The 15,377-nt window shown below is 47.8% G+C and carries 15 protein-coding genes; 11 read left to right on the top strand and 4 right to left on the bottom strand.

All coding sequences use genetic code 11. From position 1 onward, the window contains the following. Positions 1-27 precede the first annotated feature (27 nt). The 3 genes from NSS66_RS21050 to NSS66_RS21040 all read right to left on the bottom strand — a co-directional run bounded on the left by NSS66_RS21050 (position 28) and on the right by NSS66_RS21040 (position 2,552). Positions 28-951, bottom strand: a complete 924-nt coding sequence (locus tag NSS66_RS21050; RefSeq protein WP_339201306.1) for an alpha/beta hydrolase — start codon at positions 949-951, stop codon at positions 28-30. Continuing rightward, the gene (locus NSS66_RS21045; protein ID WP_023986644.1) at positions 936-1,478 is read right to left on the bottom strand and encodes a MarR family winged helix-turn-helix transcriptional regulator; all 543 of its coding nucleotides are present in this window, start codon (positions 1,476-1,478) and stop codon (positions 936-938) included. Before NSS66_RS21045 ends, NSS66_RS21050 begins: the two co-directional genes overlap by 16 nt. 111 nt (positions 1,479-1,589) lie before the next feature. After that, positions 1,590-2,552 (bottom strand): ATP-dependent DNA ligase, encoded by a 963-nt coding sequence (locus NSS66_RS21040; protein WP_068938321.1) that lies wholly within the window; start codon positions 2,550-2,552, stop codon positions 1,590-1,592. A 315-nt stretch (positions 2,553-2,867) separates the two neighbouring features. Between NSS66_RS21040 and NSS66_RS21035 the strand changes: the two genes are divergently transcribed. From NSS66_RS21035 to NSS66_RS20985, 11 genes are all read left to right on the top strand, one after another. Then, positions 2,868-3,143, top strand: coding sequence for a GNAT family N-acetyltransferase (locus tag NSS66_RS21035; RefSeq protein WP_013308402.1), 276 nt, complete (start codon positions 2,868-2,870; stop codon positions 3,141-3,143). A gap of 290 nt (positions 3,144-3,433) precedes the next feature. Further along, positions 3,434-4,000 (top strand): DUF420 domain-containing protein, encoded by a 567-nt coding sequence (locus tag NSS66_RS21030; protein ID WP_013308403.1) that lies wholly within the window; start codon positions 3,434-3,436, stop codon positions 3,998-4,000. A 183-nt stretch (positions 4,001-4,183) separates the two neighbouring features. Next, positions 4,184-5,458 carry an ABC transporter substrate-binding protein gene (locus tag NSS66_RS21025; protein WP_023986647.1) on the top strand — a complete coding sequence of 425 codons (1,275 nt, stop codon included), beginning with the start codon at positions 4,184-4,186 and terminating at the stop codon, positions 5,456-5,458. A 63-nt stretch (positions 5,459-5,521) separates the two neighbouring features. Next, positions 5,522-6,403, top strand: coding sequence for a carbohydrate ABC transporter permease (locus NSS66_RS21020; RefSeq protein WP_023986648.1), 882 nt, complete (start codon positions 5,522-5,524; stop codon positions 6,401-6,403). After that, positions 6,403-7,293, top strand: a complete 891-nt coding sequence (locus NSS66_RS21015; RefSeq protein ID WP_023986649.1) for a carbohydrate ABC transporter permease — start codon at positions 6,403-6,405, stop codon at positions 7,291-7,293. Before NSS66_RS21020 ends, NSS66_RS21015 begins: the two co-directional genes overlap by 1 nt. A gap of 50 nt (positions 7,294-7,343) precedes the next feature. Further along, positions 7,344-9,170, top strand: coding sequence for a protein O-GlcNAcase (locus NSS66_RS21010; RefSeq protein WP_339201310.1), 1,827 nt, complete (start codon positions 7,344-7,346; stop codon positions 9,168-9,170). Positions 9,171-9,270: 100 nt separating this feature from the next. Next, on the top strand, positions 9,271-10,809 hold the full coding sequence (locus tag NSS66_RS21005; protein ID WP_076265096.1) for a DUF4127 family protein: 1,539 nt from the start codon (positions 9,271-9,273) through the stop codon (positions 10,807-10,809). 5 nt (positions 10,810-10,814) lie between these two features. Then, the gene (locus NSS66_RS21000; protein WP_068938318.1) at positions 10,815-11,534 is read left to right on the top strand and encodes an N-acetylmannosamine-6-phosphate 2-epimerase; all 720 of its coding nucleotides are present in this window, start codon (positions 10,815-10,817) and stop codon (positions 11,532-11,534) included. Continuing rightward, positions 11,512-12,351, top strand: coding sequence for a MurR/RpiR family transcriptional regulator (locus NSS66_RS20995; protein ID WP_339201313.1), 840 nt, complete (start codon positions 11,512-11,514; stop codon positions 12,349-12,351). The genes NSS66_RS21000 and NSS66_RS20995 overlap by 23 nt, the downstream gene beginning before the upstream one ends. A gap of 128 nt (positions 12,352-12,479) precedes the next feature. Then, complete coding sequence (locus NSS66_RS20990; RefSeq protein WP_340959696.1) at positions 12,480-13,442, top strand: ROK family protein; 963 nt, start codon at positions 12,480-12,482, stop codon at positions 13,440-13,442. 25 nt (positions 13,443-13,467) lie between these two features. Continuing rightward, complete coding sequence (locus NSS66_RS20985; RefSeq protein ID WP_076295753.1) at positions 13,468-15,078, top strand: FAD-dependent oxidoreductase; 1,611 nt, start codon at positions 13,468-13,470, stop codon at positions 15,076-15,078. Positions 15,079-15,132: 54 nt separating this feature from the next. Here the strand turns inward: NSS66_RS20985 and NSS66_RS20980 are convergent. Further along, on the bottom strand, positions 15,133-15,377 hold a 245-nt coding region (locus tag NSS66_RS20980; protein ID WP_340959695.1), incomplete at its 5' end, for a hypothetical protein.

The raw sequence follows: 15,377 nt of genomic DNA, 5'->3' as shown, positions 1-15,377 counted from the left end.
ATGGCAGTGGAAGCAGGAGGCTTATTTCTATTTCTTCAGTTCTGCCAGGACGTCTCCGATGCGGAATTCAAATGCCAATTTCAACTGATCGCTCATCAGGTGCCAGGCGTTTTCAGCTACAGCGAGATCGCCGCTATGGGTAAATGCATGTGCGGCACCCATGTATTTTTTATACGTCACGGGCACATCTGCTTCAATCAGCCGTTTGGCGTACAACTCGGCTTCGTCAGCCAAGGAGTCCAACTCCGCGGTTATGATCAAAGCAGGAGGGAGATTATGTAGTGATTCTGCAAAAAGGGGGGAAACTAACGGATTCCGCGCCTCCTCTGGTGAGTGCAGATAACTTTCATTAAAGATTTTTGCTACTCGTGGCGGAATCGCTTTCTCGAATTGGGGCTTCAATTTGGGATCTGTAGCAATATCTAATGGTGGGTAATCCAGTACCTGATATACAATCGGAAATTCCTTGCGATCCCGGGCCATAAGACACAGCGCTGCCGCTAGATTGCCACCCGCACTGTGTCCCCCGACCGCAATGCGTTGAGGATCTACGTTGAGCACATCAGGATGCTCGTACAACCATTGGGTTACATCATAGCTTTCCTGTAGCGGGATAGGGAATTTATGCTCCGGGGCCAAGCGATAATCGACATTAACGACAACGCAATTCGCACGTTCAGTAATGACCGGACACCAGGGATCATCCATTTCGGCGCTGCCCATTACAAAGCCGCTGCCATGGAAATTTACAAATACAGGGAGTGGATCAGCAGACCGGTGAGAAGGTTCATATACAATCACCCTGGAGTCACCAACAGAGGTGGGAATGATCCTTTCTTTCCGATGTACTTTGGGAGAATGCGAAGGTTTGAAATCGGACGCAGCTACCATTCTGCCAGCCGATATGCGGGCAAGTTTGACGAACAGTTTTTGTCTCAGTCTTCGCACCATTTTTCTCTCTCCTCTCTGGAGTCGGTTAGACGCGAACCTTTGACATCTTCAAACGCAGAACGTACGCGTGACAAATAGGTTTGGAACTGACAGATTTCCGACTCACTAAAGTCTGACATCAGACGTGAAGCCAGCCCTACGAAAAAGGGGTCCATCTGTTGAATTTTACTTCTTCCTTTATCGTTCAGGGACACGAACACTCCCCGCTTGTCATTGGGATCGTCATATTTATTAATGAATCCCTCTTGTTCGAGAGAAATAACCATAGAACTGATTGCTGCCCGGCTTACCCCCATCTTTTCAGCCAAAGCAGAAGGAGATGACATTTCATCTCTTTGCGCTGAAAGTACACAAAGCGCGATATATTGCCCGTAGGACAGACCAAATTCACGTGAACGTTTTTCCATGTTTTTACGTATTTCATACGTTATGGAAAATAAATCTACCAAAACACCAATCGGTTTATTGCCACCTGGAAAGAGATTATAGGCCAGTTGACGAATTTCGGAGTCCAAAAAAAAGAACATGCGATCCACCTCGATGTAGTTAATTAGTTAACTGTAATTTAATTAACCACTGGTTGCAATGATTTATACAAACTTTGTTCCGCATTTTTTTGAAAATATATCTGTAAAACGTCACATCCAGGGGCCGATACACTGATCGGGGCCCTGATTCACAAAGGCTTGTATGGAGGGCTGACGCAGGGTACGTCCTTCTTGCCACCGCCATTCACTATATTGAACCTTGGCGGTATACATGGGTTTCACCCAAAATGCGTCTTGATGCCGATCCGGTTTATTGCTAAAAGGTCGCTCCGATATGGTATGTGGTAGCAGGCGCTCGGTAAGCTGACGCCAATCTTCCCGAGTCAGCTTACCCGTCCCCACATGCCCGATATAGCGCAGCATTCCTTGTTTATCATATTGGCCCAGCAACACAGCATTGATAATGCCTCCGTTTAGGGTATAGCCACCGATAACGGCAATGATATCGCCATAATTTTTGACCTTGAGCCATCGTCCGTCCTTTCCGCCCAATGTGTACGGACTATCTAGCTTTTTACACACAATGCCTTCCATTCCTTGGCTGCACATGACCTGAAATAGAGCTTGTCCATCAGGATGAGCGGGAGCCAGTTGAATCCGTTCATTCGGTATGATGATCTGATGCAGCAGTTCAAGCCTTTCCTGTAACGGTTTAAGATGAACCCACTCCCCGTTCAGATAAACAATATCAAACAACATGTAAGTAGCGGGTACAGCTTCATAGGCTGACTGAACTCGATCCGTCCGACGAATCAGATCCCGTCGCATAATTTCATGGAACGATGGCTTACCGTCGGCACCGAGTGCGATCATTTCCCCGTCCAATATGACCGAATCAGCCTTACAGTAGGAGGGGAAGAGAGCAAGCTCCGGGTATAAAAGCGTTCGCTCATGCTGCTTGCGGTTGAACAGACGCGTACCGCCCTGGTCGTGATACGTCATAATTCTCGTACCGTCCCATTTTATTTCGTAACGCCAAAGGCCCGGATCTACAGGTACTTTTTCGCTCAGTTCCGGTTCAAACGGGATGACAGGTTTTAATTCCGTACGCAACGCAGCACCTCCCTTGCCTTAATTGGAATAAATATAGTGTCGACGATAGATCCTATTTTATGTATCAGGATTTTGAAAAATTCGATTCCAGTCGCTCCGAAGTGCAAGATATAGACGAACTAAACCATTTCGATCTATATCTTGTTCATTGGAAGTCGCTTATGGGATTTTTGCAAAATCCTCGTATGTAATGTTTCGCTGATTCCTAAATAGGGGAATGATAAGGATATCTAGCGTCGGCATGAAGTGATTGCAGTAATACGTTAGCATGGAGTTGTAACGGGATTTTCTTCAGTCAGAAAGGAGATTGGTTTCATGAGACAAATTCGCGAGGAGGACCATGCAGTAGTCATGGTGGATGATGGACAGGTAGTTGCAGAAGTAGGCTATAAATCCATAGATGACCACTCATTGGTCATTGACCATACATTTGTATCCGAGCAGTTACGGGGTCAAAAAATCGGCAAGGAGCTCATCGACCGAGTGGTTGATATGGCAAGGAATCAGCATAAAAAGGTTATTCCTGCTTGCTCGTACGCGCTTGCTCTGTTCAAGCGCCATCAGGAATACAGTGACGTATGGCAGCAATGAATATGGATCATCAAGGCTGTTTAATTGCATAACCGACACAACACCGGAGCGGGTAATCAGACCTTCCCGGTGTTTTTTTGTGTGCATAAAGCTTGTAAAATCAATGCATTCTACCGTTGATATAGGGAAGTAAAGGGCTATTTTCAAATGTTGAAGCATATTTTCTGACAGATGGCTGTGAAATTGTTCATACTGTTGTCACTTCACAGGCTGTCCATGAGTTCTATATAATATATTATGGTTATGACTACAACAGTAACGAAAACCTGAATTTAACGAAGGAGACGCTCATGATGAATAAAGCGAGTGAGGACAAGCAGTACGTTCCAACGAGCAATCGTAATTTTACAGCCTTGATTATCACCGTTTCCATTATAGCCAACGTGATTATTTTGCTGCTGTTCTTTTCGCCGATCGGATACCAGGGTAGTGTGAGTTTTGATCTCACTATTTTCCCAAGGCTGAATGCGATTTTTAACAGCTTCACATTTATTTTTCTGGTGGCTGCACTGGTTGCTATTTTCAAAAAGAACATTAAGCTTCATAAAACCTTTGTTTTGCTGGCCTTCGCCAGTACCGTTTTATTTTTATTTTCCTACCTGACCTTTCACTACATTTCGCCGGAAACTGCAAAATATGGTGGGGTGGGTATCCTTCGGCCGATCTACTTTACGCTGTTGATTTCGCATAGCATACTGGCTGCGATTATTGTACCGCTAGCACTGTTCACAGTTGTATGGGGATGGACGATGCAGGTAGCAAAACATCGTAAGATTGCGCGCTGGACGATGCCAATTTGGCTATATGTGAGCTTGACTGGGGTACTGGTGTACGTTTTCATGGCCCCATACTATTAATAGATGTGAACCCTTTGCGGGTTGATTTAGGAAAATGGCGTCTCTGCTGAAGAGGCGTCTTTTTTGTATCCAATAAAAGAAAAATTATTCCTTCTAAATTTATTTTATTGAAAAAACGTTCCTTCTTTAGCGGTATTTCTGCTATAATTTGCCTTAATCAACTAAGAACAAGGGGGTCACCATGTGACAAAGAAAGCGAAAGGCAGGTTACGGTTGCTTGTATCTATGCTGGCGCTGGTTGTACTGCTGAGCAGCTGCGGTGGTGGAGGATCAAAGTCGGAAAAGGTTGACGGAGGGAAAGTAACACTGCAATTTTGGACCATTGCACTACAACCTACATTTACCCCGTATTTCAATCGGGTGATTGCCGATTATGAGCAGAAGAACCCCAATGTCAAAATTGACTGGAAGGATTACCCTTATGATGCAGTGACCAACAAGCTGTTGACAAGTATCGCTAGCAACAGCAGTCCGGATGTAGTCAATCTCAATACAGAATTTGCTAGCCAAATGGGCTCCAAGGGTGCTGTTGTTGATATGAATGAGCATTTGTCGCCCGAGGAAAAGGCTGCTTATTTCGAGGGTATTTATAATTCCACAGTCATTAACGGTAAAGCTTATGCGCTACCCTGGTATACCGGTACAGAAGTGCTTTACATGAATACAAAGCTGGTCAAAGCCGCCGGATTGGACCCTGCTCATCCGCCCAAAACCCGGGAAGAATTGTCTGATTGGGGCCGTCAGATCAATAGAAAAATTGGCAAAGCAGGCTATGCGCAGCAGCTTGTATCCAAACTTTTCGCTGTGGACGGCATTCCCATTCTAAATAAAGAAAAGACAGCAGCGGCGTTCAATACACCAGAAGCAGTCACCATGATTGATAATCTAAAAAAACAGATGGAAGATGGCGTTGTGCTCAAGGAAGACGCTGACTTCTCACAACAAGTGAAATATTATGCCGGCGAGCAGGTTGCTTTCGAGCTGGCAGGCCCGACGTTCATCAATTTTATCAAAACGGCTGCGCCGGATGTTTATAAGAACACAATTGCTGTTCCTGTCCCAACCGGTAAAGCTGATGTGCGGCTCTCCAACTCCATGGACCTGGTCGTACCTGCTAAGTCTGCACATGTGGACGAAGCAGTGAAATTTGCTGTTTTCTTGACAAACGCGGAGAGTCAAACAGCTTTTTCTAAAGCGGCGAATACACTACCTTCCACGAAAGACTCCATTAAAGATCCATATTTTACTCAGTCTGACAAATCATTAGAAGCACAAGCCAAGGTAGTATCCGCGCAAAGCTTGGATAAGGCGACAGATTATATGGTCGGTGTGCCTAATGCCAAAGATGTGAACAGTGCCATCGCGCGAGCTTTGCAAAATATTGTATTGAACGGCACGGATACGAAGCAGACGCTTACTGCCCTGGAGCAGGAAGTGAACGATATTTTAAAGCAATAGGTTTGACAGGGGAGTAAGTGAATACTCCCCTGTTCATTTATCAAAATCAGGTGGTGATGCAGCATGATCAAATGGTTAAGGTCGGAGTCCTTTACGGCCTGGGCCTTTATGACGCCAGGACTGTTATTGCTTGCCGTCTTTGTATTTTGGCCTATTATTTACAGCATCCCGCTGGCATTGACAGACTACTCTGTCATATCAGATACCCATTTTGTCGGCTTGGATAATTTTGAAGCGGCGTTTAAGGACCGTAACTTTCTTATTTCAATTTGGAACTCATTGTTGTACGTGCTCATTGTCCCCTTTCTCCAAATTTTCTCCATCCTGATGGCTGTGCTTGTGAACAGCCGTATCCCGGGAATTAAAATATTTCGTACGTCCTACTACATCCCTGTTGTGACTTCGATGGTAGCTGTAGCCTTAATTTGGAGCTGGCTATTGGGCAATAACAGCGTAGTGAACTACTTGCTCATGCAGGTCGGCTTGATTAGCAAAGACATACACTGGTTATCGGACAGCAACTTGGCCTTGTATGTACTGATGTTCATCACAATGTGGAAGGGACTCGGGTATTATATGATGCTCTATCTGGCTGGATTACAAAATATTCCTCAAGATCTGTACGAAGCCGCTAGAGTCGACGGAGCAAGCCGATGGCGTCTGATTGTTCATATTACTCTTCCACTGTTAAGGCCTTACATTTTGTTCTGTACCCTTATATCACTCATGTCAGCTATTCGTGTATTTGATGAAGTATATGTACTAACCAAGGGTGGACCGGGAACGGCCACGTTGACATCCAGCTTGTATATTTTTCAAAAGGGCATGGAGCAGTTCAATTTTGGATATGCTTCTGCGCTTGGCTTAATTGTCGGTGCAATGATTGCCGTACTTAGTATTATCGTATTCCGATTCAATAGGAAAGGCGGTGTCAATCCCTATTGATGAATCTAAAGGATGACAAAATGCTACGCTCATCTCTTCCTAAAAAGGAAAGCAGCCGCATCATGCGCAGTCTTGCTCGAATGCTGAGAATGACGGTCATCTACGTGCTTCTAGTGCTACTCGCCCTCTTTTTAATGGGACCGTTCCTATGGCTGCTCAGCGTATCCCTCATGCCAGGTCGTAACATTTTTTCAACGCCGCCCGCTATTTTTCCGACCTTTATCGATTTCGACAACTATGTTCAGGTGTGGCAGTTCATGAATTTTCCAAAGTATATGCTGAATACGGTCATCATTACGGTGTTGGGCGTTGTGCTCAATGTGGTACTCGCCAGTCTGACGGGATATCCCTTGGCTGTATTTCGTTTTAAGGGTAAAAATCTGGTGTTTACGCTGCTGATTGCCACGATGATTATTCCTTCCTACACCGCATTTATTGTGCATTATCTGACCATTCAAGGGCTCCATCTGGGCAATACATATTTGGGTGTGGTGTTGCCCGGGGCAGTCTCCGTGTTCAACATTTTTCTAATGCGACAGACGTTTATTCATATTCCCACTGATGTGCGTGATTCCGGTAAAATGGACGGCGCTTCGGAGTTTCGAATTTGGTGGCAGCTGGTGCTTCCGCTGGTCAAGCCGGCGCTCGCTGTAATTTCTCTGTTGGAGGCGATGTCGTTCTGGAACAGCTTTCTGTGGCCTATCGTTATTTTAAATGATACGGAGCTATATCCGCTGGCAGCTGCGCTCACGTATCTCAACGGTCAATTTGCCTATAACTTCGGTTGGATTGCTGCAGGCACAATGATTTCGGTACTGCCGATCATTATATTGTTCCTGTTTACACAGCGCTACTATATGGAAGGTTTGGCGGGAGCGGTAAAAGGATAAGCCAGTAGTCATGGCTACGAAGAGCCTGTGAATGGAAGGAGATGATTGCGATGAAATTGTCCAAAGGAATGGGGCCTCATTCGGGTGTAGGGTTATCACCGCAGGAGATACAATATTATTTTCGTGATGTGTATGACAGCGGGGAAAGGCTGGTTATCTCCGAACCGCGTCTGGTCTGTGAACTGTCCTCTCGCTTTGCAATGAATCAGGAGTATGAAGGTGTGCTGGACCCCGAGGGACCGATCAAGCTTATTGTGCCTCCAGGACCGGGTGTACCGACTGAAACACGGGGAAGCGTGCAGTTGGTGCTCGAATATGACGGAACGCTTGCTGCAGACGGATATCGGTTGGACATTCAGAAGGACGGGCGGATTGAAGTCCATGCTTCCAATAAAAGAGGGCTCAAATACGGCATGGATGCCCTGCATCTCCTGCTTCAAGTGGAACAGGAGCGATGTACTCTGCCGGTGATGTCTATTCGGGATGAGCCTTCCTTCCCGGTCAGAGGAATTATTGAGGGCTTCTATGGGAAACCGTGGAGTTTCGCGGATCGGCTGGATGCCGTCCGTTTTATGGCTGCGCATCGGATGAACACGTTCATGTATGCCCCCAAGGATGATCCATATCATCGTGAGCTATGGAGAGAGCCGTACCCTGAGGATACGTTTGCCCAGATCCGCGAATTGAAGGAAGCCTGCGAACGACATGAGATTGATTTTCATTATTGTATCAGTCCAGGGAACGACCTAAGCTTTGGCAGCGATGAAGATTTCCTTAAATTGACGGAAAAGCTGGCGGCCGTGATTGCGATTGGCGTACGTCATTTTTCTGTATTAATGGATGATATTGATTATGTACTCAAAGGGGAAAATCGACATTTGCTGGGCCGCTCGGGTCACGCTCATGTCTTTTTGACGAACAAGGTTCACACATGGCTGGCTGAACGGCTGCCTGAGTTTACACTGACAGTCTGTCCTTCGGAATATTGGTCGTATTGGGATACCGAATACAAAAAGGACTTCCGTGAGCGGCTGCATCCGGAGATTAAGGTGTTCTGGACGGGGTACTTTGTTTTTGCCCCACAGATTAGTCGCGAGCACGCCGCCGATAATCATGCGTTCTTCGGACATGAGTTGTGGCTGTGGGATAACATCCCGGTGAATGATTGTGACCATGATCGGTTATTCCTTGATCCGCTGCGCGGACGGTATTCCGGGCTACCAGACTGTGGACATACCGGTATGGTGGCCAACCCGATGAATCAGTGGGAATGCTCCAAAGTGACGCTCATTACGATGTCCCACTATATGTGGAACAGTGAACGGTATATGCCTGAGCTATCTTGGCAATGGGCTGCGCGGGAGTTAGCGGGAGAGCGTGCGGATGAACTGATGTTTTTCTGTCGTCAAAACAGGAACAGCCGACTGGGCGGCAGCGCGTATGAGTACGTGGATCTTGCTTTGCAAATGCGCGATATCCCTGCGCTGGATATGTACTTTGAGCGGCTGCTTCAGACCGTGAGCGTCCTACGGAACGTGCCTGCTGATGATCCGGCGGCAGGTTTCGTGTCCCAGGCCGCGCCGTGGCTGGAACGTGCCGAGCTGGACGCAGGCCTGTGGCAGGTGCTGCGCCAAGCTGCGCTCAGTGGCGAGCGACAGGACGATGCACATTCAAGGGGAAGCAGCACGCCGAGCAAAGCAGTTGGCGGGCAAGAGCCGTCGCCTCTGACGGACGAAATTGCAGGAGAACTGCGACGCGGTATCACTGCTTGCTTAGAAGCGGAGGCTCGGCTGGGTAGCAATCCGGCGATCCGTGCTGCCGCGCAGTGGGGTTATGTCGATCAGGACGAACAAGGCAAATATCGACTGATCTTGTGAGTGTTTGCGATGGATTATGAAACCAAGGCAGCATAGCTGCCCTGAAAATAATCATTTGCCGTTAGGATAACGGTAATTTTCAGGAGAGGTGGAACGTACGGTGAAGTCAAACACCCGATTACTTTTTATACCGCTAGATGAGCGGCCCTGTAATTATCAATTTCCTTATTTACTGGCACAGGGTACAGACTTGGAAATGGAGCGACCCCCATTAGAATGGATGGGACAAAAGAAAACCCCTGGCGATACGACCAGACTATGGGCATGGCTCGAAGAACGCGCGGCTACTGCTGATGGAGCCATTGTTGCGATGGATACGTTGCTGTACGGAGGAATCGTACCTTCTCGACTACACGGTATGTCGAGCGAGCAGGTCAGAGATAGAGTGAATCGGCTTCGCAGGCTAAAGCAACTATATCCGCAACTGACTCTGTATGCATTTCAACTAATTATGCGTTGTCCGCAATACTCTTTGGCTGATGAAGAACCGGATTACTATGCCGATTGGGGGCGTGAGATATTCCGAAAGGGCTTCATTGAGCATCGTCAGGAGCTGGGGATCGCTACCGCTGAAGAGTTGCTCGAATTAGCTGATATAAACGAGCGTTTGCCAATGGAAATACTGGATGATTACTTGGGGCGTCGCCATGTGAATTTGGAGGCTAATGAAGTTGCACTGGATCTCGTAGCAGAAGGTATCATTGATTTTATGATCATCCCACAGGATGATTCGGCTCCCTACGGCTATACCGCCAAGGATCAGCAGCGGCTAAGAAGTCGTATTTCTGAGCTTGGGCTGGATTTGAATGTATACATGTACCCGGGGGCAGATGAAGTGGGTTGTACGTTGCTGGCTCGTTGGGTTAACAAGATGAATAATGTAGTCCCACTGGTGTATCCCCGATTGTCTGCTTTGCAGGGGGCATTCGTAGTTCCGCTTTTTGAAGATCGCTATTTTTACGAAACCTTAAAATATCAGATTATGGCGGCAGGTGGGCTGATAGCTTCCTCGGCAACGGAGGCTGATTTGATTTTGTTGGCTAACACACCCGGTGACACGATGGCAGAGGCTTCATCCCAGCAGCGTGCAATGACCGGATATGATGTACATCGGAATGTAGTAGAGCTGGTTGAGTACGGTTCTTATATGCTGCAATATGCAGGTCAAAATGTTGCAGTTGCTGATGTGGGCTACGCCAACGGCGCAGATCTCAAGCTACTTAGACTATTAAAGCAAAAAGGACTGCTTTTTAAGCTGGCAGGTTATGCAGGCTGGAATACCAGTTCTAACACGCTGGGCACCGTCATTGCTCAGTCCATGCTGTATACCCACTATGGCTCTACGGAGGAACATTTGGATTTTCTGTCGCTGCGCTACGCCGAGGATGCCTGTTATTGCGCTGTGGTACGTACGGCTATGAATAACGGGATTGTGGAGCAGATGGGTTTTACCAAGTTTATGCTCGATGGACCGAGAGGCTCGGTAGCTGCGGTTATTCGTGGACGGCTGGAGCAGGCACTCAATGAATATGTGAACGGGCCGGAAGGTTGCGTGGAAATTATAGATTGCTACATGCCGTGGAACCGCACCTTTGAAGTCGGATTAACCGTACGGCATCATGCCGAGAAGAGAGGGTGATTCCTATGGGAATGGAAGGTGTATTATCCAAAGTTCAGCACGGACTGATCGTATCCTGTCAGGCGCTACCAGGCGAACCGTTACATGGAGCAGATTCTATGGTCAAAATGGCGCGTGCCGCACAGCAAGGTGGAGCTGTAGCGATTCGCGCCAATGGCGCATCGGATGTACGTGCGATTAAACAGGCGATTTCTCTACCAGTGATTGGCTTGATTAAGCGGGATTATGATGATTCTGATATTTACATTACGCCTACCCTTCGTGAAATGGAGGAACTGGTGGAGGCAGGCGCGGATATCATTGCGCTGGATGCCACATTACGACCGCGCCCGGCGGGATGCAAGCTGAAGAGGCTCCTAGATTATGCCCATGAGCAGGGAGTCACTTCCATGGCAGACATATCGACACTGGAGGAGGCGCTTCATGCGGCTTCCCTTGGCGCAGACTGCGTATCCACCACGTTATCCGGGTATACGCCGTACTCTACTCAGATTGAGGGTCCTGATCTGGAGCTGGTTCGGAGAGCGTCGGAACTGGTTCCTGTTCCTTTAATTGCAGAGGGCAAAATCTATGATCCAGCGCAGGTTGAGGAAGCATTCCGAATGGGAGCACATGCAGTGGTTGTAGGCTCGGCGATTACCAGACCCCAATTGATTACGCAGCGGTTTGCCGATGCCGCAAGGAAGGCAGTGAAATGCATCTATGGAGATGAACGACCGAATTAACACGTACTATCCTTCATTAACGAAATCGGAGCAGAAAGTCGCCTTATGCGTACTGGAGCATCCCGCAGATATCATATATTTCTCCGTGACGGAGCTGGCGGATTTTGCAGGTACAGGCGAAACGACGGTGATGCGCTTTTGTCGGAAAATTGGTTTCAAAGGTTATCAGGATTTCCGACTGTCCCTGGCACAAAACCAGACTTATCGTAAAACCGATATGGGCGAGGAGAACATCGACCCAGATAACGAACAAGATATTACGCGTACCGTGTATCACAACATGCTCGATATTTTGCACTCCAGTATGGGACTGCTGGACCATTCAGAGCTTGGTCGTGCGATTGCGTGTCTCGATCAAGCGAGCTATGTTCAATTTTTCGGCGTAGGCGCTTCGGGAATTTCCGCGCAGGATGCTAAAAATCGTTTCTTACGGATTGGGCGCCGCGCCGAGGCTGTGGCAGACGGTCATATTCAGTCGATGATGGCGGTGTCCATGAACCCGGGTGATGTCGCTATCGGCATCAGTGTATCAGGAAGTACGCTGGATACGAACGATATGCTGCACAAAGCCAAGCAAAACGGTGCAACTGTTATCGCAATTACGAATTATGCGAAATCACCCATTACCTCTATTGCAGATATCGTGTTACTGACCGCAGGCAAGGAAGCCCCGATAGAAGGTGGTTCAATCGGTGCTAAAATTTCACAGCTATTCGTGATTGACCTCATCTGCGAAGGGCTTGCTCGCAAGCACACGAGTCACACCAAACAGATGAAGGAAAAAACAGCGAGGGCGGTTATTGAACGAAGCTATTGAGATTTTTCAGTTGTGAATTGAAAACTGTGCGCTCTGACAGTTCAATGACTTGTGTTTGTGGTGCATATGAATGGCTATTCATGTATTGCTACTAATAGAAGGTTTGTACAAAGAGCTAGTAAGCTTTTATGTGGGGCAACAAGGAGGTTGGTGTGGTGGCAGCTGCTGTGAACAGAGTCATTGGAATCGACATTGGGGGCACATCGGTGAAGGCCGCCATAGTGGCACCGGACGGATCGGTGCTTGATGAAATCCGGCTGGATACGGACGCTTCCCGTGGACGTGAATGGGTGTTGTCGCGGGTGTCAGAATCTGTGCTCGGATTGTTGCGTTCTTTTGGAGATACCAGCATCGGTGCCCATATAGATGTAGGCGCTCTAGGCATTGCTACTGCTGGCCGAGTAAATGTGGAGAGCGGCGAAGTTGTGTATGCCACAGATAACCTACCTGGCTGGCAAGGTACATCCTTGGTAACGTGGGCTAGAGAAAAACTGGCTTTACGAGCGGTTGCTGATAATGATGCGAACGCCGCTTTACTTGGAGAAGCGTGGCAGGGAGCGGGGAAAGGCAAGCGACGCTTGGTGATGCTCACGTTGGGAACAGGTGTCGGAGGTGCATATATGGAAAATGGCCACTTGTGCAGAGGGACTCATTGGAGTGGCGGTGATTGGGGGCACAGTATTCTATTCCCGGGGGGACACCCCTGCAATTGTGGAAAAAAAGGGTGCGCCGAGCAATATGTATCGGGGAGCGCCCTGTTACGTCGAGGTAGGGAACACGTCGGTAAATTGTACCGCTCAGGGAACGAGATTGTGAAAGAGGCCGCTCACGGTAACCAGGAAGCAATCCAGGTGCTGGATGATTACACCGCAGATTTAGCTGTGCTTCTATCTAATATCTCGGTGCCTCTTGATCCTGAGGCAATCATTGTAGGCGGAGGAGTAGCGGACGCGGGAGAGGTCTGGTGGCCCATGCTGGAAAAGCATCTGCACCAACTTGGAGTTCAAACGGAAGTAAGTCGGGCATTGTTGGGCAACCGCGCTGGAATCATCGGCGCTGCACGGCTTGCTTTTGAAATGACCGAGTCCTAGTACAAGAATGAAAGGGGAACGAACCATGACGCAAAAACGGCTTGATACCGACATTGTTGTGATTGGCGGAGGTCTGGGGGGGACATCGGCAGCTCTTGCGGCGGCGAAGGCTGGCATGAGAGTCATCGTGACGGAGGAGACGGATTGGTTAGGGGGACAGTTAACTTCACAGGCGGTTCCCCCAGATGAGCATCGATGGATCGAGCAATTTGGCTGCACAGCAACATACCGTGAGTTCCGTAATCGTGTGCGTGACTATTACCGTCAGAACTATCCGTTAACCGAAGAAGCACGGAATAATCCCATTCTCAACCCTGGGAACGGTTGGGTAAGCCGTCTGGCCCATGAACCACGGGTAGCTCTGCGGGTGCTTGAAGATATGCTCGCTCCCTATTTGAATACGGGGCGCGTTCATGTATACTATCACACCGTGCCTATTGCCGTTCAGACGGATGGGGACTGTATTACTTCTGTAACTGTCCGTACCTCGAATAGCTCTGATCATAAGTGTGGATTTAGAGTGCTGCACGGAACGTTTTATCTGGATGCGACAGAGTGTGGTGATCTCCTTCCAATGGCGGGCGTGGAGCATACGAGTGGAGCGGAGTCGCGGGCTGCTACGGGTGAACCTCATGCACTGGAGTGTGCTAACCCTTTTGATATGCAATCTATCACACATGTGGCTGCCGTAGACTATATTCCCCAGGAAAGCTTCATTATAGAGCGCCCGCAACAATATGATTTCTGGAGAAATTATATTCCTTCCTTTTCCCGTTTTCCGATTTTGAGCTGGTTTGCTACTGACGCGGATGATACCAGTAAACTAAAACAGTTCACATTGTTTCCTAACGATCAGGGCATTGTATCCTTATGGGATTATCGTCGTATTGTAGATTCCTCGATATGGAGCGAACCGCTAAATGATGGTGAGGTAACTCTTTTAAACTGGGCGCAAAATGATTATTACCTAGGGCCATTGATCGGTGTCACCGCTCAGGAGCAGGCAAAACATCGAGAAGGAGCGCGTGAGTTGACTCGTTCATTAATATATTGGCTTCAAACCGAAGCGCCCCGATTAGATGGAGGGTTCGGCTATCCGGGCATTCGACCACGGGGTGATATTCTCGGCACATCTGACGGTCTGGCTAAAACGGCTTATATTCGCGAGTCACGCCGAATTCAGGCCAAGTATATGATATCTGAGTTTGATGTAAGTCGTGAGCTTCGGGGAGAAGAGGGACCCAAGCGATATATAGACAGTGTAGGTGTAGGTAGCTATCATTTGGATCTTCATCCAACTACGGTATCTCAGCGAACGTTCTACATCCCTAACTATCCTTATGAAATTCCATTGAGATCACTTATTCCGGTGAGAATGCGCAATTTACTTCCTGCCTGCAAAAATATAGGGATGACCCAAGTAGCCAATGGCTGCTATCGATTGCATCCTACAGAATGGAATATAGGAGAATCAGCGGGAAGCCTAGCGGCTTACTGTGTCTCCAACGAAGTATATCCCATTGAAGTGAGCCGATCAGCAGAGCATCTTGGATGTTTTCAAAATGTTCTTCTTCGCCAAGGTGTGGAACTACACTGGCCTGCAGAGGTATTCGAGCCAGAGGGAGTCATCAGCTAATGAAGGGGCAACTAGCCCCTCGACTGATTTAAATGAGCTGAAAGATGAACGGATTTATTCTAAAATAAAAAAACAAAAAAAGTGCTTGCTAAGTTGCTTGGCTTTATGATATATTATTTGAGCTGACAACAAAACAGCAGTTTCAAAAGCGAAAAGCTTGGGTGAAACGATCTTCGAAAAAAAGAAAAAAATAACCCTTGCATTTTTGAAACGAACATGATATGATCTTATAGCTGCTGAAAAACGCGGCGAAAGAGAAATGTTTGATCTTTGAAAACTGAACAACGAGTGAGTAAAAC

The sequence above is a fragment of the Paenibacillus sp. FSL R10-2748 genome, from assembly GCF_038005565.1.
GTDB lineage: Bacteria > Bacillota > Bacilli > Paenibacillales > Paenibacillaceae > Paenibacillus > Paenibacillus polymyxa_B.
The sequence above is the reverse complement of the archived record's forward strand: the minus strand, read 5'-3'. Positions and strand labels throughout refer to the sequence as shown.